The sequence below is a fragment of the Streptomyces sp. NPDC003036 genome (assembly GCF_040611175.1).
Lineage (GTDB): Bacteria > Actinomycetota > Actinomycetes > Streptomycetales > Streptomycetaceae > Streptomyces.
On the sequence record NZ_JBEXNO010000059.1, the window covers coordinates 15948 to 34858 of the forward strand.

The 18911-nt window shown below is 73.9% G+C and carries 16 protein-coding genes, 1 pseudogene and 1 riboswitch; of the genes and pseudogenes, 8 read left to right on the plus strand and 9 right to left on the minus strand.

Features of this window, described 5'->3' with window-relative positions:
- The first annotated feature begins 76 nt into the window (after positions 1 to 76).
- Together trpD and ABZX67_RS30820 are read left to right on the plus strand one after the other, a co-directional pair.
- Complete coding sequence (trpD, locus tag ABZX67_RS30815) at positions 77 to 1141, plus strand: anthranilate phosphoribosyltransferase (protein ID WP_355367202.1); 1065 nt, start codon at positions 77 to 79, stop codon at positions 1139 to 1141.
- Positions 1142 to 1237: 96 nt separating this feature from the next.
- Positions 1238 to 1355, plus strand: a riboswitch (SAM riboswitch).
- Between the two features lie 163 nt (positions 1356 to 1518).
- On the plus strand, positions 1519 to 2886 hold the full coding sequence (locus tag ABZX67_RS30820) for an aminotransferase class V-fold PLP-dependent enzyme (RefSeq protein WP_355367205.1): 1368 nt from the start codon (positions 1519 to 1521) through the stop codon (positions 2884 to 2886).
- Position 2887: 1 nt separating this feature from the next.
- Here ABZX67_RS30820 and ABZX67_RS30825 read toward each other — a convergent pair.
- From ABZX67_RS30825 to ABZX67_RS30855, 7 genes and pseudogenes are all read right to left on the minus strand, one after another.
- Positions 2888 to 4027, minus strand: a pseudogene (locus ABZX67_RS30825) (glycerate kinase); the annotation flags it as partial.
- Positions 4024 to 5454, minus strand: coding sequence for an SLC13 family permease (locus tag ABZX67_RS30830; protein WP_355367208.1), 1431 nt, complete (start codon positions 5452 to 5454; stop codon positions 4024 to 4026). The gene ABZX67_RS30830 and the pseudogene ABZX67_RS30825, both read right to left, overlap by 4 nt.
- A 73-nt stretch (positions 5455 to 5527) precedes the next feature.
- Positions 5528 to 6187 (minus strand): response regulator transcription factor, encoded by a 660-nt coding sequence (locus ABZX67_RS30835; RefSeq protein WP_355367211.1) that lies wholly within the window; start codon positions 6185 to 6187, stop codon positions 5528 to 5530.
- A complete protein-coding gene (locus ABZX67_RS30840; RefSeq protein ID WP_355367214.1) occupies positions 6184 to 7638 on the minus strand; it encodes a HAMP domain-containing sensor histidine kinase in 1455 nt (484 codons plus the stop codon). The genes ABZX67_RS30835 and ABZX67_RS30840 overlap by 4 nt, the downstream gene beginning before the upstream one ends.
- Entirely contained in the window at positions 7601 to 7972 is a 372-nt protein-coding gene (locus ABZX67_RS30845; protein WP_355367217.1) for a small hydrophilic protein, read from the minus strand. The genes ABZX67_RS30840 and ABZX67_RS30845 overlap by 38 nt, the downstream gene beginning before the upstream one ends.
- A gap of 387 nt (positions 7973 to 8359) precedes the next feature.
- Entirely contained in the window at positions 8360 to 8641 is a 282-nt protein-coding gene (locus ABZX67_RS30850) for an Lrp/AsnC ligand binding domain-containing protein (protein ID WP_267241175.1), read from the minus strand.
- Entirely contained in the window at positions 8638 to 9333 is a 696-nt protein-coding gene (locus ABZX67_RS30855) for a rhomboid family intramembrane serine protease (protein ID WP_355367220.1), read from the minus strand. The genes ABZX67_RS30850 and ABZX67_RS30855 overlap by 4 nt, the downstream gene beginning before the upstream one ends.
- Before the next feature lie 159 nt (positions 9334 to 9492).
- Between ABZX67_RS30855 and ABZX67_RS30860 the strand changes: the two genes are divergently transcribed.
- The 5 genes from ABZX67_RS30860 (at position 9493) to ABZX67_RS30880 (ending at position 14903) form a co-directional block, all read left to right on the plus strand.
- The gene (locus ABZX67_RS30860; RefSeq protein WP_355367223.1) at positions 9493 to 9735 is read left to right on the plus strand and encodes a hypothetical protein; all 243 of its coding nucleotides are present in this window, start codon (positions 9493 to 9495) and stop codon (positions 9733 to 9735) included.
- Between the two features lie 46 nt (positions 9736 to 9781).
- Complete coding sequence (locus ABZX67_RS30865) at positions 9782 to 11146, plus strand: NYN domain-containing protein (RefSeq protein ID WP_355367226.1); 1365 nt, start codon at positions 9782 to 9784, stop codon at positions 11144 to 11146.
- 291 nt (positions 11147 to 11437) lie between these two features.
- Positions 11438 to 12463, plus strand: a complete 1026-nt coding sequence (locus ABZX67_RS30870) for an NlpC/P60 family protein (protein ID WP_355367229.1) — start codon at positions 11438 to 11440, stop codon at positions 12461 to 12463.
- A gap of 202 nt (positions 12464 to 12665) precedes the next feature.
- Positions 12666 to 13736: an NlpC/P60 family protein gene (locus tag ABZX67_RS30875; protein ID WP_355367232.1), complete on the plus strand. Its 1071-nt coding sequence runs from the start codon at positions 12666 to 12668 to the stop codon at positions 13734 to 13736.
- A gap of 21 nt (positions 13737 to 13757) precedes the next feature.
- Entirely contained in the window at positions 13758 to 14903 is a 1146-nt protein-coding gene (locus tag ABZX67_RS30880) for a hypothetical protein (RefSeq protein WP_355367241.1), read from the plus strand.
- A 12-nt stretch (positions 14904 to 14915) separates the two neighbouring features.
- On the opposite strand, the gene ABZX67_RS30885 is transcribed toward ABZX67_RS30880, so the two are convergent.
- Together ABZX67_RS30885 and ABZX67_RS30890 are read right to left on the minus strand one after the other, a co-directional pair.
- The gene (locus ABZX67_RS30885) at positions 14916 to 15971 is read right to left on the minus strand and encodes a S66 peptidase family protein (RefSeq protein WP_355367235.1); all 1056 of its coding nucleotides are present in this window, start codon (positions 15969 to 15971) and stop codon (positions 14916 to 14918) included.
- 22 nt (positions 15972 to 15993) lie between these two features.
- Positions 15994 to 17259 carry a glycosyltransferase family 87 protein gene (locus ABZX67_RS30890; RefSeq protein WP_355367238.1) on the minus strand — a complete coding sequence of 422 codons (1266 nt, stop codon included), beginning with the start codon at positions 17257 to 17259 and terminating at the stop codon, positions 15994 to 15996.
- A 98-nt stretch (positions 17260 to 17357) separates the two neighbouring features.
- On the opposite strand from ABZX67_RS30890, the gene ABZX67_RS30895 reads away from it, so the two are divergent.
- On the plus strand, positions 17358 to 18500 hold the full coding sequence (locus ABZX67_RS30895) for a glycosyltransferase family 4 protein (protein ID WP_355367244.1): 1143 nt from the start codon (positions 17358 to 17360) through the stop codon (positions 18498 to 18500).
- Positions 18501 to 18911 lie beyond the last annotated feature (411 nt).

An 18911-nucleotide genomic window follows, 5' to 3' on the forward strand; every position in this document is an offset into this window, starting at 1 on the left:
CGGACGGGGCTCTGTGCCGTGCCCGTGGCTCGATAGGCTGTGGTCATCCCCGTACACACGGACACCAGGAGCGACCATGAGCGCTGTGCAACCCGCTGGAGGACCGAGCTCGGCGGGCCGCTCCTGGCCCGTGGTGTTGAACGGCCTGCTCGAGGGCCGCGACCAGAGCGCCGACGACACGGCGTGGGCGATGGACCGCATCATGCGCGGCGAGGCCACCGACGCCCAGATCGCCGGCTTCGCGGTGGCGCTGCGCGCCAAGGGCGAGACCGTCGAGGAGATCTCCGGCCTCGTCCGGACGATGTACGCGCACGCCAATCTGATCGAGGTGCCCGGCCCGTCCGTCGACATCGTCGGCACCGGCGGCGACGGCGCCAAGACCGTCAACATCTCCACCATGTCGGCGATCGTCGTCGCCGGCACGGGCGCCAAGGTCGTCAAGCACGGCAACCGCGCCGCGTCCTCCGCCTCCGGCGCCTCGGACGTCCTGGAGAAGCTCGGCGTCAATCTGGAGCTGACGCCCCGGCGGGTCGCCGAGGTCGCCGAGGAAGCGGGCGTCACCTTCTGCTTCGCGGTGAAGTTCCACCCCGCGCTGCGCCACGTGGCCGCCGCCCGCAAGGAGCTCGGCATCCGCACCACCTTCAACTTCCTCGGCCCGCTCACCAACCCCGCCCGGGTCAAGGCCCAGGCCACCGGGGTCGCGGACGCCCGCATGGCGCCCATCCTCGCCGGGGTCCTCGCCGAGCGCGGCTCCTCCGCGCTGGTCTTCCGCGGCGACGACGGGCTGGACGAGCTGACCACCACCGCCACCTCGAAGGTGTGGGTGGTACGGGACGGGGCCGTGCGCGAGGAGGCCTTCGACCCGCGGGACGTGGGCATCGAGCTCGTACCCGTCGAGGCGCTACGCGGGGCGGACGCCTCGTACAACGCCGACGTGGCGCGCCGGCTGCTCGCCGGGGAGACCGGGCCCGTGCGGGACGCGGTGCTGCTCAACTCGGCGGCGGCGCTGGTGGCGCTGGAGCCGACGGACGCGCCGCTCGCCGAGCAGATCCGGGCGGGCATGGCCAAGGCGGCCGAGTCGATCGACTCGGGCGCGGCGCGCGCGGCCCTCGACCGGTGGGTGGAGGCCAGCCACCGCTGAACGCGCGAGCACGCGCGCAGGGTGTGACGCAGGGCGCAGTCCGGATGGCGGACTGCGCCTTGCGCATGCCGAGACGTATGGCAAGATGCCATTCAAGGTCATGAGTGACAGCGACTACGGCCCCGGCCCGCTGTCCGGCAACCCTCCGTCCGTGGCGGGGTGCCCCGGGTGAAGACCAGGCCGCAGGCAGCGAGGTCTGCGGCAAGCGCGGACCCCTGCACACCCTGGGGTCCTGGTCCTCGAGGGAGCAGTCTCGTGAGCAAGCGAATGCGATAGGGCGTATCGCCCCTTCTTCGGCATCCCCTTTTTCCTTCCGCCGTGTCCGCACCCCTGTGCGTTGACGCGTCGAATTCGCCTGCCCTGTCCGGGAGTTCGCCATGTCTGTCTTCACCGCTGCCGCCGACCAGTCCCTTTGTACGCCGCTGCCCGTTCTGGGCCGGGATGTCACCGTGCCGCTCGTCACCGGCGGCGAGGTCACCTACGCCGCGCTCGACTACGCCGCCAGCGCGCCCGCGCTGCAGCGGGTGTGGGACGACGTCGCCGCGTACGCCCCGTACTACGGCAGCGTGCACCGCGGCGCCGGGTACCTCTCGCAGCTGTCGACCGACCTGTTCGAGAACAGCCGCGCCACCGTCGCGGAGTTCCTCGACTGCCGCGAGGACGACCAGATCGTCTTCACCCGCTCCACGACCGACTCGCTGAACCTGCTGGCCGCGGCCCTGCCCGCCGACTGCCAGGTCTTCGTCTTCGAGACCGAGCACCACGCCTCGCTGCTGCCCTGGAGGGACGCGCGCGTCACCTACCTCAACGCGCCCCGCACGCCGGGCGAGGCGGTCGACACGCTGGAGCGGGCGCTCGCCGACCGCGACCCCTACGGCCCGGCCCTCGTCTGCGTCACCGGCGCGTCCAACGTCACCGGCGAGCTGTGGCCGGTGCGGGAGCTCGCCGCCGCCGCCCACGCGCACGGCGCGCGCATCGTGCTGGACGCCGCCCAGCTGGCGCCCCACCACCCGGTCTCCGTGCGCGAGTTGGACGTCGACTGGGTCGCGTTCTCCGGGCACAAGCTGTACGCGCCCTTCGGCTCCGGCGTGCTCGCCGGTCGGGCCGACTGGCTGCGGGAGGCCGACCCGTACCTGGCGGGCGGCGGCGCGTCCCGCACGGTGGCCCGGCGCGCCGACGGCGGCGTCGATGTCGAGTGGCACACCACCGCGGCCCGCCACGAGGCCGGCTCGCCGAACGTCATCGGCGCGTACGCCATCGCCTCCGCCTGCAAGGCGCTCACCGAGGCCGGCTTCGACGACCTGGTGGCGCGCGAGCGGTATCTGATCGGCAAGGTGCGCGAGGGCCTGGCCGAGGTGCCCGAGGTGCGGGTGCTGTCGCTCTTCGGCGACGATGCCCCTCGCGTCGGCGTCATCTCCTTCGTGGTCGACGGCTGGAACAGCTCGCACTTCGCGGCGGCGCTCTCCGCCGAGTACGGCATCGGCGTGCGCGACGGCCTGTTCTGCGCCCACCCGCTGGTGCGGACCCTGCTCGGCAGCGACCCGCAGCAGATCGGCGAGTGCGGCGCACCCGAGGCGGCGCCGCCCGGCGAGAAGTCGCTCAACGCGATCCGGGTCAGCTTCGGGGCGGGGACGCCGGATGAGCACGTCGACCGGTTCGTTCGGGCCGTGAAGGAGCTCGTGCGGGACGGGGCGAAGTGGAACTACCGTACGGAGGACGGGCGTTGTGTGCCCGACCGCGGCTGATCAGCCGGGTGCCCACCAGCACGGTGCGCAGCGCCCGCTCGGCCGCGTCCGCGAGCAGCTCGGCCGCCCGCTCCAGGGCCTCCTGGAGCGGGACGGGCCCGGGCGCGAGCGACTCGTAGGCGTCGAGCCCCGCGTCGCGGGCGCCGGGGCCGAGCGTGCCGGCCAGCGCGAGGACCGGCACCCCGGCCTCCCGGGCGCGGCGCGCCACCTCGCCGGGGATCTTGCCGCGCACGGTCTGGGCGTCGAGGGCGCCCTCGCCCGTGATGACCAGGTCCGCGCGGGCCAGGCGCGCGTCGAGGTCCAGCCCGTCGAGCAGCACCTCGAACCGGGGCAGCAGCCGGGCCCCGAGCGCCGCGAGCCCCGCGCCCAGACCCCCGGACGCCCCGGTTCCGGGCGCCCCGCGCAGATCGGCGGCCGGGGCGAACGCCTCCGTCAGCGCCGCCGCCCAGTGCTCCAGGGCCGCCGACAGGACCTCCACCTGAGCGGGGGACGCGCCCTTCTGGGGGCCGAAGACCCGCGCCACGCCGCGCTCGCCGCACAGCACGTTGTACGGGTTGCACGCCACCAGCAGCTCGGCGTCCGCGAGGCGCGGGTCGAGCCCGCTCGGGTCGATGGCCGCGAGCTGCCCCAGTGCCGCGCCGCCGCGCGGGAGTTCGCGGCCGTCCGCGTCGAGCAGGCGTACGCCCAGCGCCTGGAGCGCCCCGGCGCCCCCGTCCGACGTACCGGAGTCGCCGCAGCCGACGAGGATGCGGCGGGCACCGGAGTCCAGGGCCGCGCGCAGCAGTTCGCCGACGCCGTACGTGGTCGTGGCGCCGGGGTCGCGGCGGCCGGGCTCCACCAGCGCGAGGCCCGCGACGGCGGCCATCTCCACCACCGCCGAGCCGTCGCCGAGCAGCGCGAAGTGGCTGTCCACGGGCGAGCCCAGCGGCCCGGTCGCCACGCACTCCACCAGGCGCCCGCCGGTCGCGGCGGCCAGCGCCTCCGCCGTACCCTCGCCGCCGTCGACCAGCGGGATCAGGTCCAGCCGCGCGCCCGGCAGGACCCGCCGCACCCCCTCGGCGATGGACTCGGCGGCCTGCCGCGCGGACAGGGACTCCTTGAAGCCGCTGGGCGCGACGGCGATGCGGTACGAGTGGCTCATGGGTGGGACTCCAGGAGGACGGGCACGCCGAGCAGCGGCCAGACGGTCAGGGCGAACAGCAGCACCACGCCCGCGATGAGCGGGGCCAGCACGGCCGACAGCCGCAGCAGGTCACGCGGCGCGTAGGTGGGCACGCCGTCCGGTACGTCCGCGAAGAGGGCCACCGGCTTGGCCGACGCGGGCAGCGTGTGGCAGAACCCGGCCGCGGCGGTGGACGCCAGCGCGGCCGTGACCGGATTGACCCCGGCGGCCGCCGCGGCCGCCACCACCAGCGGAACCAGCACCGAGGAGCGGGCCGAGCGGGACTGCAACACCAGGTGCGCGGCGGTGGAGACCACCACGACCACGGTGAGGAACAGCCACGGCGGCGCGTCCACCGGCAGCCCCGCCACCAGCCACCCCGCGGCCCCCGAGTCCGCGAGCGCCACACCCATCGCCATCGTCGCCGCCATGAACAGCAGCAGCGGCCACGGCACCGTCCGCAGCGCGTCCTTGAGCCGTACGGTGCCGAGCGCGGGCGACGACGCCACCACCGCGCCGATCAGCGCGACGACCGCGGGCGACACCCGGTGCAGCGGCTCGCTGCACCACAGCACCACCACCGTGGCCAGCAGCAGCGCACAGCGCGCCTCGGCGATGCTCAACGGCCCGGTCACCGGCGCGGGGGAGTGCGCCTCGATGTCGGCGGGCGTGATGCGCACCGGGCCGCTCCGGTCGGCCGGCGAGGTGGAGGTCAGCAGCACCGCCTCGGCGGCCAGATGGGACGAGACGACCGCGAGCGGCAGACCGAGCAGCAGCCACTCCACGAACCCCAGCCGCTGCCCCGACTGCTCCCACAGCACGTTGACCGTGATCAGATGCGCGCCCGCGCCGATCAGCGTCGCGACGGCGGACAGCAGCACGACGGTCGGGAAGAGCAGCGCCAGCATCACCACCAGCCGCCCCCGGTCCGCCAGCACCTTCGCCAGCGCCAGGAACACCGGCAGCGCGAGCGCGGCCCGCCCCGACGTGGCCGGGACGGCGAACGACGTCACCACCAGCGCGGCGGTGGTGAGGTGGACCAGCTGCCGCACCGTACGGGCCCCGCTGACCAGAAAGGCCGCCGCCCGCCCCGCGAGCCCCGTCCGGGTGACCGCGGCCGCCAGGACGAACGCGCAGATCAGCAGCCAGATCGTTTCGTCGCCCAGCGTCGCGAAGAGGGTCTCGCTGCTGATCACGCCGGTCGCCGTGAGCGCCAGCCCCGCCCCCAGCGCGATGTACGTGTCGTCGACGGGCGTGGCGATCCAGGCGACGGTGGCGAGGACGAACACCCCGAGGGTGAGGCGCGCGTCGGCGCCGAGACCGGGGAAGTAGGACGGCATGGCCAGCACCGCGCACAGCCCGAGCGCGGCACCCAGCCACATCGCCCGGCTGAGGGAGAGCGTCACACCATCGAGTGTTTCCACCCGCCGTGAGCCCTCAATGAGCCTTTGGTGAAGGAAAGTTCATCTACGCCCGGCATCACGGCATGCGGTATCCCATGCCGCGTACCGTCTCAAGTCGCCGCGCCCCCAGCTTCTTGCGCAGATTGCGCACGTACACGTCCACGATGTTCGACCCCGGATCGAAGTCGTACCCCCATACGTGGGACAGGATCTGCTCCCGCGACAGCACCTGGCCCGGATGGCGCAGGAACAGCTCCAGCAGCACGAACTCACGCGCCGTCAGGTCGACGGTCCGGTCCTCCGCGCGCGCCCGCCGGGTGCGCAGGTCCAGGCTCAGGTCGCCGCTGCGCAACACCGTCACCTCGGGCGCGCGGGCGGCGGTGCGCAGCCGCAGGCGTACCCGCGCCAGCAGCTCCTCGAAGCGGAACGGCTTCGTCATCCAGTCGTCCGCGCCGCCCTCCAGCCCGGCGACCGTGTCCCGCACCGAGTCCCGCGCCGTCAGCACGATCACCGGCAGCGTCACCCGCGCCTCGCGCAGCTCCCGCAGCACCGTGAAGCCGTCCCGGCCTGGCAGCCCGATGTCCAGCACCATCAGGTCGAAGCCGCCGGTGACGGCGTAGTCGAGCGCGGTGTCGCCGTCGGCGGCGACGGTGGTGGTGAAGCCGTTGGCACGCAGCCCCTTCTCGACGAAGGAGGCGATCCGCTCCTCGTCCTCGGCGATCAGCACGCGGTTCACTCGTCCTCTTCCTCCAGTACGAGTACGAAGGTGGCGCCGCCGCCCTCGGTGGGACGCAGCTCGACGCGCCCCCGGTGGCTCTCGGCGATGGCCTTCACGATGGACAGCCCGAGCCCCGCGCCGCCGCTGGTGCGGGTGCCCCGCCGGGCGGTGCCGCGCCGGAACCGCTCGAAGATCACACCGGCGTCCTCGGGCGGCACGCCGACGCCGCTGTCGGCCACGTACAGCTCGATGCGGGCCTCCACCTCCCGCGAACCGATCCTTATCCGCTGGCCCGGCACGGTGTGCTGGACGGCGTTCTGCGCGAGCTGGACCATCGCCTGCGTGATGCGCTGCGGGTCGAGCTCGGCCTCGCGGTCCGTGACGCCGTCCAACACCCACTCCCGCTCGCCGAGCGCCCGCGCCTTGACGAACACGTCGGCGGTGAGCTCGCCCAGCTGGACCGGCTCCGGCGCCACGAAGTCCGGGCGCTCGGCCTTGGCCAGCAGCAGCAGGTCCTCCACGATCCGGCTCATCCGGTCCAGCTCCTCCGTGACCAGCCGGATGGTCTCCGCCTGCTCGGCCGGGTCGTCGCCCATCAGTTCCAGGTGCCCGCGCACGATGGTGATGGGGGTGCGCAGCTCGTGGCCGGCGTCGTCGACGAACTGGCGCTGCGCGGCGAACGCCCGCTCCAGCCGGTCCAGCATCGCGTTGAACGTCTCCGCGAGCAGCGCGATGTCGTCACGGCCCTGCACCGGGATCCGGCGCGTCAGGTCCTGCTCGGTGAGCTGCGCGGCGGTCTGCCGCACGACCCGTACGGGCGCGAGGATCCGGCCCGCGACGACCCAGCCGATCCCGGTCGTCATCAGCAGCGCGACGCCCGAGATCGCCAGCTGCGTACGGAACGCCTCGGCGGCGATGGCCTGTTCGTGGTCCGCGTGGAACGCCACGACGAACGCGCCGCGCGGCGCCGCACCCGCCGGGCTGATCGGCACCTTCGCCCACCGCACCTCGCCCTGCGGGCGCTCCAGCGTGCCGGAGCGGGCGTCCGCCGCGAAGATCCGCGCGAGCGCGTCGCGGTCCCGGTACAGGGCGATGTCCTCCGCGATGTCCCGCGGCTGGCGCAGCACGTCCGGCGCGGGGCCCGCGCCCTCGGTCAGGCCCAGCAGCTCCTCGTCGGGGTCGGAGTACTGGCGCTGCAGGAACACCTGGAGCAGGCGGCGCGGCTCGGTGAACCGGGCGCCGTCGGCCGGGTCCACCCCCTGGTCGACGAAGTTCGCGAACTCCCGCGTCTCCTGCGTCAGCAGCTGGCTGATCCGGTGGTCCACATCCCGCAGCAGGATCGACCGCGTGGTCATCGCCACGGCGGCGAGCGCCACCGCCATCACCAGCAGCAGCCAGAGCAGGATCCGTACGCGCGCGGAGACGCGGCGGTCAGTTCTCGTCAAGGGCGTCGTCACCGAAGTCGTCATCGTCGTCGTCCCCCGGCGCGGGGGCGGGCGCGGGCGTGGCGGGCGGGACCGGCACGACGGCGTCGGTCGGCGTGCCTCCGGGCGCGTACGTCCGGCTCGGCGGCACCGCCGAGGGCGAGGGGCTCGCGGGCGCGGGGGCCGCAGGCGTCGGGCTCGCGGGCGGGGGACTCTGGCTTCCGGCGCTCGCGCTCGGCCGCGGCGTGGCGTCCAACTCCACCTCGGGCGGCACGTGGGGCGCCTCGGGGGAGTCGGTCAGCATATAGCTGGTCGCCGCGATCCCGAGGGGGATGGCGACGACGGCGGCGAGCGTAGCCATGCGGTGGGTGAAGGCCATGCACCCATCCTGAGCGCGGCGTACGCCGCCGCGAATGAGCGCGAGATGAAGGCTCCTTCATGAACCGCATGCTCCCGGACCGCGCCCCCACGAGCCCCCGGGCTTCGGCCCCGCCCCCCTCACGGGGGAAGCGTCACACGAGGTTGACGGTTGTGCAGGGGGCTTCCCCCACCCCGCCCCTATCCGAAACCGGCTGCGCCTCCAGACCCCCGAGCGAGGTTGTACGCGGGGGCTGACGCCCCCACGCCCCCTGCCCGCATGGCACCCGCCCCCCGCCCACCGGGCACAAGCCACCGCGCAGCGGAAAGCCACCGCCCACCGGGCACAAGCCACCGCGCAGCGGAAAGCCGCCCACCGGGCAGCAATCACGCCCGCCGCGAGAGCAACCTACGCGTCGAGGCCGATCGCGAACGCCGCCTCCAGGTCATGCTGCGAGTACGTGCGGAACGCGACGTGAGTGTCCGTCGCCTCGACGCCCGGGATCTTGCTGATGCGGCCGGGGATGACGTCCGCCAGGTCGTCGTGCTTGGCCACGCGCACCATGGCGATCAGGTCGTACGTGCCGGTGACGGAGAAGACCTCGCTGACGTTCTCCAGCGCGGCGATCGACTCGGCGATCTCGGGGATGCGGTCCACGCTGGTCTTGATGAGCACGATCGCGGTGATCACGGCTGTCCTTCTCCCTCGGGGCCCGCTGTCTGGGCTTTCACTCTAGCCCTCCCCCCGTACCGGACCCACGCGTAGAGGAACCCGAGGCCGAAGCCCACCAGGTGCGCCAGGTACGCGACGCCGGGCCCGCTGCCGGCGCCGCGGGCCGCCAGCCACTGGAGGACGCACCAGAAGATCAGCACGATCCAGGCGGGGAACCGCAGCGGCAGGAAGAAGAGGAAGGGGAAGAGGCTGGTGACGCGTGCCTTCGGGAAGAGGTACAGGAAGGCGCCGAGCACTCCGGAGATCGCTCCCGAGCCCCCGACGAGGGTCTGGGCGGAGTGCGCGTGGGCCACCGCGTACCCGACGAGCGCGAGGTAGCCGCAGCCGAGGTAGAAGAGGGCGAACTGCAGGTGCCCCAGTCGTTCCTCGGCCATGGCGCCGAAGACGTAGAGGAAGAGCATGTTGCCGAGGAGGTGCAGCCAACTGCCGTGGACGAAGAGGGCCGTCAGCGGGGACGGCAGCGCGCCGGGGGTGCCGGTCAGCAGTTCGGCGGGGATCACCCCCCAGCGCCGGAAGTACGCGCTCTGCGCCGCGAGCAGCGCGTCACCGGTGCCGTACTCGTGGTTCAGACCGGACACCGGACTGATCAGGAAGATCAGACAGCACGCCGCCATCACGCCATACGTCACCACCGGACCCCGCTCGATCATGCACAGATCATGACGTAAAGGGAGGGAGCGGGACAGGGTGCCTCGCCGGGCCACAGGGGTACCCGCGAGGCCGTAGGGTTACGGGCAGTACATCCGCAGTTCGATGGCGCACCGCGGGCTCGGCACCCGGCACGACGGAACGAAAGAGGACGGCAACCCATGACGACGGTTCCCATGCCGACCGCGACGACCCGCTGGCGGTGCGCGCTCTGCGGCAATCTGACGCGCTTCGACGTGACCAGGTCTTCCAAGGTCGTCGAGTACGTCCATCTGGACCTTGCCGGTGAGCCGAAGGTCGAGGAGCGCGAGGTGGTCAGTGAGACCATCGAGTCGGTCCGCTGCCGCTGGTGCAACGCGGTGGACCAGATCGAGCTGGTGGACAGGCCGGACGCCGCCTCCTGACGGGAGGCCCGGCGGGGGCGAGGACGACGGGTAGTGGGGTGAGAACGTGGAGCAGCCCGCAAGCGGTGCTGAACCGGCCGGCGCGGCCGGAGACGCCGCCGAGGCGCTCGACCGCCCGCTGCCCGAAGGGGTGCGGCGCCGGGTCGTCGCGCTGGTGTCGGACGCCTTCGGCGGTCTGACCGTCGCGGAACTGCCCGCGCAGTTGCGGCAGTACGCCCGTTTCACCCCGTCCCGCCGGGTCAAGTTCGCGGGCAACGCCATGGCCGCCGCCCTGGAGGGCGACCCGGTCTTCCGGCAGCGGATCGGCGAGCGGTTCAAGGAGGCGCAGCCGGAGCTGGCCGGTGCGGTCGAGTCGGGCGCGCCGCCGGCGGCCGCCGACCCGGTCGACGTCGCCGCGGCCGCCTATGTGCTGCGCCCCGCCGACTGGGCGAAGCTGGTCGCCGCGGCCGGCGAGGAGGCCCAGCGGGCGGACGCCGAGCGCGCCGACGAGGAGAGCCGCCGCGAGCTGGAGCGGCTGCGCGCGGAGCTCGCCGAGGCGCGGGCACAGACGCGCAACGAGACGGAGCGGCTGCGCGCCGAGCTGGACGCGGCCCGCAAGGAAGCCGAATCGCTTCAGCGCAAGCTCCGCAGCGCGCAGAGCGACGTCAAGCGGGGCGAGGCCGCCCTGCGCCGTACACAGGCGGACATCGACGCGATCCGGGCCGAGGCGGCCGCGCAGGTCTCCGCCGCCGAGAGCGAGACGCGCCGCCTCAAGGCACGGCTCGGTGAGACGGAGGCCGCCCTGGAGGCCAGCCGCCGGGCCGCCCGGGAGGGGCGCTCGGTGGAGGACATGCGGCTGCGGCTGCTGCTCGACACCGTCCTGGAGTCGGCGCAGGGCCTGCGCCGCGAGCTGGCGCTGCCGCCGGCCTCGGTCCACCCGGCGGACACCGTCGACGCGGTCGCGCCGGGCCGGATGTCGCCCAAGGACATCGCGGCGCGGGCCCTGTCGGAGACCGATCCGGCGCTGCTCGACCAGCTGCTGGCGCTGCCGCAGGCCCACATGGTCGTGGACGGCTACAACGTCACGAAGACCGGCTATCCGACCATGCCGCTGGAGAAGCAGCGGCTGCGGCTGCTCGGCGGCCTTTCGGCGCTGGCGGCCCGTACGGGCGCGGAGGTCACCTGTGTCTTCGACGGCGCGGAGCTCGCCGCGCCGGTGCTGCTCGCGCCGCCGCGCGGGGTGCGGGTGCTGTTCTCCAAGCCGGGCGTGACGGCGGACGAGCTGATCCGTCAGCTGGTGCGCGCGGAGCCGGCGGGGCGGCCCGTGGTCGTGGTCTCCACCGACCGCGAGGTCGCCGACGGGGTCGCCAAGTCGGGCGCGCGGCCCGTCTCCTCCGCGCTGCTGCTGAAGCGCCTTTCGCGGCTCTCGTGAATTGCCGGGCCTCTTGCCCGAATTCGCCCCACTCTGGGAAAAACGTTGCGTCAACGTACCGTCAACTGCTCATGACGCAGCGTGGAATGTGTGTAAAGAATGGGGCTCCTGAGCGAGATTTTCCGTATGAGGATTTGAACTGATCACAGCATGGTCACTAGGGTCTGCTCGAACCTTCGCGCAGTTGATCGCCCACCCGGGGTGACAGCGAAGGAACCGTCTCGCCCGCGCAGTCTCCGCGCAGCACCCGAGTGGTCGAGGCGGCTCTCGAAGGAGAAGGAGCTCGCCTCCGTGGCGTCCCACCGTCGTCCCAAGCAGCCGAGCCGTGCCCGCGTGACCGTGCTCACCGCGACCGCCGCCGCTGCCGTCGCCCTGTCCTCCCAGGCCGCTCAGGCAGACCCCAAGCCGAGCAAGAGCGAGGTCAAGGCCAAGGTCGACAAGCTCCACCACGAGGCCGAGGAGGCCACGGAGCAGTACAACCTGGCCGAAGAGCAGCGCGAGAAGCTCCAGAAGGAGATCAGCGCCCTCCAGGACAAGGTGGCGCGCGGTCAGGAGGAGCTCAACACGCTGCGCGACAGCATCGGTTCGGTGGCCAGCGCCCAGTACCGCGCCGGCGGCATGGACCCCTCCCTCCAGCTCTTCCTCTCCTCCGACCCGGACAGCTACCTCGACAAGGCCTCCGCCGTCGACCAGTTGAGCGCCAAGCAGGCCGAGGTCCTGGAGACCATCCAGGCCAAGCAGCGCACCCTCGCCCAGGAGCGCGCCGAGGCGACCGCGAAGCTCGCCGACCTCGAGGACGTCCGCAAGACGCTCGGCGAGAAGAAGAAGGCCTTCCAGGGCAAGCTCGCCGAGGCCCAGAAGCTCCTCAACACGCTCACCGCCGAAGAGCGCGCCAAGATGCAGGAGGAGGAGCAGCGCGCCAGCCGCGCCGCGAGCGACCGCGTCGAGCTCGGCAACGAGGTCCCCGCGTCGGCGCGCGGCGCCGCCGCCCTCGCGGCCGCCGACACCCAGGTCGGCAAGCCGTACATCTCCGGCGCCGAAGGCCCCAACGCCTACGACTGCTCCGGCCTGACCCAGTGGGCCTACCGCCAGGCCGGCGTCAGCCTCACCCGCACCACGTACACCCAGCAGAACGACGGCGTGAAGATCGGCCGCAGCCAGCTCAAGCCCGGCGACCTGGTCTTCTTCAACGGCCTGTCGCACGTGGGCCTGTACGCGGGCAACAACACCGTCCTGCACGCGCCGAAGCCCGGGACGGTCGTCCGGTACGAGTCGATGGACTGGCTGGGCACGTTCCAGTTCGGCGTCCGCATCTGACCCCGGGACGCGCCCGTACACTCCCCTGATCGGGGGAATCGCAACACTCCCAGCTGACGCTCCGCCCCGCCGGTGACCTTGTGGTCTACCGGCGGGGCGCCGCTGTTCGAGCCCTCCGGGGCCGCGGACGGCCTTTGGCCTGTGCGTAGCCGTCCGGCTACTGTCTGGCGCGCAACGCACACAGCTGAAGGGAGCGCGGTTCGTGGCGTCCCATCGCCGGTCCTCGCCGTCGGGTCTCTCGGGTCTCACCCAGGTCACCCGGAGCGCGACGGTCACGGTCCTCTCCGCCGCGGCGGCCACCGCGGCGGCCGCTCTCGGCGCGGCCCCCGCGGGCGCGGCCCCCGGTGAGCCGGCCGACACCACGGAGACCACCCGGGCCAGGGTCGACCGGCTCTTCGAGGAGGCCGAGAAGGCCACCGAGGGGTTCAACAAGGCCGACGAGCGCGCCGACGCGCTGCGCGAGCAGGTCTCCCGCACCCAGGACGCCGTCGCCCGCGGCCAGGAGCGCATCAACCGCATGCGCGGCGCGCTCGGCACGGTCGCGGGCGCCCAGTACCGCTCCGGCGGCATGGACCCGGCGCTCGCGCTGCTGCTCTCCGACGACCCCGACACCTACCTCGACAAGGCCGCGACCCTCGACCGGATCAGCGAGCGGCAGACCCGCGCCCTCACCGAACTGCGGCGCGCCCAGCGCCTGCTGGGCCAGCAGCGCGCCGAGGCCACCCGGCAGCTGGCCGAGCTGGAGCGCAGCCGGGACGCCGTCGCCCGCCACAAGCGGGTCGTCGAGCGCAAGCTGGCCGAGGCGCGCACGCTGCTCAACTCCCTCTCCGCCGAGGAGCGCGACAGCCTCGACCGGGCCTCCCGCTCCGGGCGCGACGACGTGCCGCCGCTCGAAGGGATGGAAGGCCCCGCGGGCGAGGCCGCGTCCGAGCGGGCGGCCGCCGCGGTCCGGGCGGCCCGCTCCGCCGTCGGCCGCCCCTACATCTGGGGCGCCAACGGACCGTACGGCTTCGACTGTTCGGGCCTGACGCAGTGGTCGTACGCACAGGCGGGCGTCGCCCTGCCGCGCACCTCGCAGGCCCAGCGCAACGCCGGGCGGCACGTGCCGCTCTCCGAGGCGCGCCCCGGCGACCTGGTGACGTACCGCTCCGACGCCAGCCACATCGGGATGTACATGGGCAACGGACAGGTCGTCCACGCCCCCTACCCCGGCGCGCCGGTGCGCTACGACCCCGTGGGCATGATGCCCATCTCGGCGGTCACGCGCGTCTGACCGTACGATCGCCCGGTGGTGGTGCGGAGGCGTGCGGTGGTGGTCGCGGCGTTGGGACCCCTGCTGTTCTCCGGGATCTCCTCCGGCTGTACGGCTCCGGGGACGACGGCGCGCAGCGAGGAGCTCCGGGCGGCGGTGGACCGGTGGGCGGAGGCCGTCCGCTCCGGTGACCTCGCCGGCGTTCCGCTTGCCTCCTGGTCGTACCGGATCATCGGGGCGCGGCAGGACGGCGACGACCGGGCCGCCGTCCGCGCCGCGCTCGGCTACCGCATCGAGGGGTACGACAGCGGCCCCGTCACCACCGAGCGGGCCCTGCTCCTCGCGCGGCGGGACGGCCGCTGGCAGGTGACGTCCGACCGGCCCGCGCAGGGCGCCGCCCAGCAGCTGTGGGACCAGGGCGCCCTCCAGGCCGTACGCGGCCGACGGAGCCTGGTCCTCGGCTCGGGGCAGGACACGGAGCGGCTGCGGGCGGTCGCCGCCACGGCGGACCGGGCGGTTCCGGCGGTGTCGGCCGCCTGGGCCGGGCCGTGGGCCCGGCGCGTGGTGGTGCTCGTCCCCGGCTCGCTGGACGGCATGGGCGCGCTGCTCGGTGCGCCGGCCGACCGGTACCGGGGCATCGCGGCGGTGACGACCGGCCGGGCCGGGGGCGGCCCGGACGCGCCGGCGGACCGGGTGGTCGTCAACCCCGAGGCGTACACCGCGCTCAGCGGCTTCGGCCAGCACATGGTGCTCACCCACGAGACGGCCCACGTGGCCACCCGGACCCACACCTCGGCGGCGACCCCGATGTGGCTCTCCGAGGGCTTCGCCGACTGGGCGGCCTACCGGGGCACGGCCCACCCGGCCGCCCAGGCGGCGCCCGGACTGCGGGACGCGGTACGCGCCGGCCGGGCCCCCGCGGCGCTGCCCTCCGACGGGGACTTCGCCTTCACGGGCGACGCCGGCGCCCTGGCCCGCGCGTACGAGGGCGGCTGGCTGGCCTGCGCGCTGATCGCGGACCGCTGGGGCGAGCCGGAGCTGCGGTCGTTCTACCGCGCGGTGGGCGCGCACCCGCGCCGCGAGGCCCGGGAGCAGGCCGTGGCGACGGCGCTGCGCGAGGTGCTGGGCACGACCCCGGAGGAGTTCACGGCCCGGTGGCGCGCCTATGTGCGGGAGCGGCTGGGCTGAGCCCCTCCACCCTCAGTCCAGCGTCTGGACGATCTCCTGCCGGGTCGGCGTGAGGACGACGCGGCCGCGGGCGCCGTTGACGAGCGGCAGGTACGGCGGGACGTGGCCGCACTCGACGTCGGCGATGATCGGTACTCCCAGCGGGCCGAGCGCGTCCAGCACGGCCTCGGCCTGCGTCAGCGAGGCCCGGTCCGGCGCCGAGGTCCGGCCGACCAGGACGGCGTTCGCGGCGTCGAAGAAGCCGGCCAGGCGCATCCCGTGGAGGTTGCGGCAGATCTCCAGCGCGTCGTCGTCGCCCACCGCCTCCACGTAGACGAGCAGCCCCTCGGGGGCGTGGGCCCGGGCGAACCGCGTGACGTCGCCGTACGGCGTCCCCGCCACGTTGCTCAGCGTCTCGATGCACCCGCCGATCAGGCGCCCCTCCACCTCCAGGTCGCCGTCTCCGTCGAGCCGGGTCCAGGTGCCGGTGGCGTTCAGGGTGTACTCGCGGACGTCCGGGAAGGCGCTGTAGTCGTCCCAGCCGGTGGTGCGGTGGCGCCCCGGCGGGGTCTGGGCGAACCGGCTCCCCTCGGGCAGGGCGGCGATGTCCAGCCAGGACAGCAGGCCCTCGGGCGTCCGGTAAGGGGTGTCCATCAGGTTGTTGCCGTGCAGGGTCGCGACCCCGGTCAGGAGCGTCAGCGGCGTGAGGATCGTCGACATGTCCGAGTACCCGACCAGCCAGGTCGGCTCGGCCTCGCGGAGCCGGTCCCAGTCGAGCAGCGGCAGCAGGTCGATCGCCGTCTCGCCGCCCCACGGCGGCACGACGGCCCTGACGGCCGGGTCCGTCAGCATCGCCATCAGCTCCGCCGCGCGCTCCGCCGCCGGGGCGCTGACGTGCCCCGAGCCGTCCATGCAGTCGCCGACGACCACCTCGTAGCCGCGCGCCTCCACCGTCGCGACGGCCACGTCCAGGCGCCCGCGGAGCTCCTTGGGGACACCGCTGGAGGGGGAGGTGACGGCCACGCGGTCCCCGGGACGCAGAGGACGCGGGTAGCGGATCGGCGCGGCGGGGGTACCGGAGGGAGTCATGATCGGATTGTGGCAGAGGTACTCAGGAGGCCAGTACCCGATTTCGGTCGTCGGCGTCCCGGTCCGTGGGAGCGGCGCCGCCCTGCGCCGGGACCGTCGAGCCCCGCTCGCGCGTGCGCGGCTCCGTGACCGTCTGCGTCCACAGCACGCGGCACGCCGTCAGCGTCGCCGCCACCAGGAGCCCGTTGCGTACCAGCAGGAGCAGCAGCCCCAGGGGGTCGCTGTCCGCCACGTGCGAGAACCAGATCGGGAACTCCAGCAGCGTCACGCCGGTCGCCGCCAGCACCAGCCGGGCCGCCTTGCGCATCCGGCTCGCCGGGAAGACCAGGCAGACCGATGCCAGGCCCACCAGCCACAGCATGTACTGGGGGCTGATCACCCGGCTCGTCGTGGTGAACAGCAGCACCGCCACGAACGCCGCGTCGCACAGCGTCGTCTTCCCGAACGCGCCCGAACGCCACACCTGCACCCGCCACACCAGCAGCCAGCCGAAGGCCGCCACCGTCAGGGCCATCGCCGCCGTGGACACCACCGGCACGTACGGGCCCAGGAACTCCACCGAGCCGTAGTTCAGCGTCGCCCGCCCCTCCCAGCCGAAGTGCCGCGCCACGTGGAACACCAGCGCCCCCAGCGACTCCACCTCGGTGCCCCGGTCCCGCTGGAACGTCAGGAACGCCAGCGCCCCCGGCATCGCCGCCGTACAGAGCAGCAGCACCCCGGCCGCCGCCGCCACCGCGGCGGTCCACGAGCGCAGGGTGACGCGCCCACGCCGCGTCCCCGCGAGCAGCAGCACCGGCCAGACCTTCAGCATCGCGCCGAAACCGGCCAGCGCCCCCATGATCCGGGGGTGCCGGACGCCCGCGAGCAGCGCGGCCACGGCGACGGCGGTCACCATCAGGTCGTAGCGCGCGTACGAGGTCGGCCCCAGCAGCGGGACGCCCGCGACCCACACCCAGGCGCCCGACAGGCACTTGCCCGGGCGCCGGCCCGCGTACAGGAGCAGGCCGAAGACGGCCGCGTCGCAGGCGAAGGCGAGCAGGAAGAAGGCGGAGGCGTAGTCGAGGAAGGGCAGCAGGCCGGGGGAGAGGACGGCGAGGGCGGCGGCCGGCGGGTACTGCCAGGTCACGTCGTCCATCGGGTACGTACCGGCTCGCAGCACGTCGTACCAGCCGCGGTAGATCTGCGAGATGTCGGTGGTGATGTCCGGGCCCGGCAGCTTCATCACCTTGAAGACAAGGAGGAGCAGAAGGATCCTGGTCAGGAGCCATATGGGGATGGGGCCCTTCATGCCTACCTCTACCTCTACGTCGTCGTCTGGTGGGGGGTGGGGACTGCGCGTGGGCGACGGAGCGGGGCCGTTCGGTACTGTCGGCACCGATGCAAACGATGCACAAGACCTTGATCGTAACCAACGACTTTCCGCCCAGACCCGGTGGGATTCAGGCGTTCTTGCACAACATGGCGCTCAGGCTCGATCCCGAGCGTCTCGTTGTGTACGCCTCCACCTGGAAGCGGGGGCGCGAGGGCGCCGAGGCGACCGCTCTGTTCGACGCGGAACAGCCCTTCCGGGTTGTCCGCGACCGTACGACGATGCTGCTGCCCACCCCCCGGGTCACCGCCCGCGCGGTCGCGCTGCTGCGGGAGCACGGCTGCGAGTCGGTGTGGTTCGGGGCGGCGGCTCCGCTCGGCCTCATGGCGCCCGCGCTGCGCCGGGCCGGCGCGAAGCGGATCGTCGCCACCACCCACGGCCACGAGGCCGGCTGGGCCCAGCTGCCCGGCTCGCGGCAGCTGCTGCGCCGCATCGGCGAGGGCACGGACACGCTCACGTACCTCGGCGAGTACACGCGCTCGCGCATCGCCGCCGCGCTGACGCCCGAGGCCGCCGCACGGATGGCGCAGCTGCCGCCGGGCGTCGACGAGAAGACCTTCCACCCCGGCTCGGGCGGCGACGCCGTGCGCGAGCGCCTCGGGCTCGCCGAGCGGCCGGTCGTCGTCTGCGTCTCGCGCCTCGTCCCGCGCAAGGGCCAGGACACCCTGATCAGGGCCATGCCCGCGATCCTCGCACGAGTGCCCGACGCGGTCCTGCTGATCGTGGGCGGCGGCCCGTACGAGAAGGACCTGCGCCGCCTCGCCGCGGAGACGGGCGTGGCCGGATCCGTGCGGTTCACCGGCGCGGTGCCGTGGGAGGAGCTCCCCGCGCACTACGGCGCCGGCGACGTCTTCGCCATGCCGTGCCGTACGCGGCGCGGCGGCCTCGACGTCGAGGGCCTCGGCATCGTCTACCTGGAGGCCTCGGCCACCGGCCTCCCGGTCGTCGCCGGCGACTCCGGGGGCGCGCCCGACGCCGTCCTCGACGGCGAGACCGGCTGGGTCGTGCGCGGCGGCTCCCCCCCGGAGTCCGCCGACCGCGTCGTCACCCTCCTCCAGGACCCGGCCCTCCGCCGCCGCATGGGCGAGCGGGGCCGCGCCTGGGTCGAGGAGAAGTGGCGCTGGGACCTCCTGGCGGAGCGGCTGCAGCGCTTGCTGTGAGGCGGTCGAGGCCTCGCGGTGCCGTGGCTCGCGCTCCGGGCGCGGTCGCGCGTCCGCGGGGCGGCTGCCGCCGGTGGGTGGCGGTGCGGGGCCCCCTCCGACTCCTCGACGCCGGCGGCCTTGGGTGCGTACGTCCGCGGAACGGTCACGGCGCTGCCGGCGTCTGCGGGGACGACCCTGCACGGCCCCGCCCCGAGGCCGTACCGCGTCTGCGGGTCGGAGTGGGTTCCCCGCCCACCGGGGAGTACGCGCACGGCGGCGGGAGGGACCAGGGTCGCGAGGGGGACGGGGGCGAGCGTGGGGGGTGGTCGGACGTAAAACGACTGAACTCGCGCGAAGCGCGGTGAACGAGAGTCCGGCCACCCCCCCCCGGGGGCCCCCGGCGCCGGCCGGCGGGGCGCGGGGGGCGGC

Excerpts from the sequence above, each read along its gene's own strand:
- trpD (WP_355367202.1), top strand. The coding sequence starts at position 77 with ATGAGCGCTGTGCAACCCGCTGGAGGACCGAGCTCGGCGGGCCGCTCC.
- ABZX67_RS30820 (WP_355367205.1), top strand. The coding sequence starts at position 1,519 with ATGTCTGTCTTCACCGCTGCCGCCGACCAGTCCCTTTGTACGCCGCTG.
- ABZX67_RS30840 (WP_355367214.1), bottom strand. The coding sequence starts at position 7,638 with ATGACGACTTCGGTGACGACGCCCTTGACGAGAACTGACCGCCGCGTC.
- ABZX67_RS30845 (WP_355367217.1), bottom strand. The coding sequence starts at position 7,972 with ATGGCCTTCACCCACCGCATGGCTACGCTCGCCGCCGTCGTCGCCATC.
- ABZX67_RS30855 (WP_355367220.1), bottom strand. The coding sequence starts at position 9,333 with ATGATCGAGCGGGGTCCGGTGGTGACGTATGGCGTGATGGCGGCGTGC.
- ABZX67_RS30860 (WP_355367223.1), top strand. The coding sequence starts at position 9,493 with ATGACGACGGTTCCCATGCCGACCGCGACGACCCGCTGGCGGTGCGCG.
- ABZX67_RS30885 (WP_355367235.1), bottom strand. The coding sequence starts at position 15,971 with ATGACTCCCTCCGGTACCCCCGCCGCGCCGATCCGCTACCCGCGTCCT.
- ABZX67_RS30890 (WP_355367238.1), bottom strand. The coding sequence starts at position 17,259 with ATGAAGGGCCCCATCCCCATATGGCTCCTGACCAGGATCCTTCTGCTC.
- ABZX67_RS30895 (WP_355367244.1), top strand. The coding sequence starts at position 17,358 with ATGCACAAGACCTTGATCGTAACCAACGACTTTCCGCCCAGACCCGGT.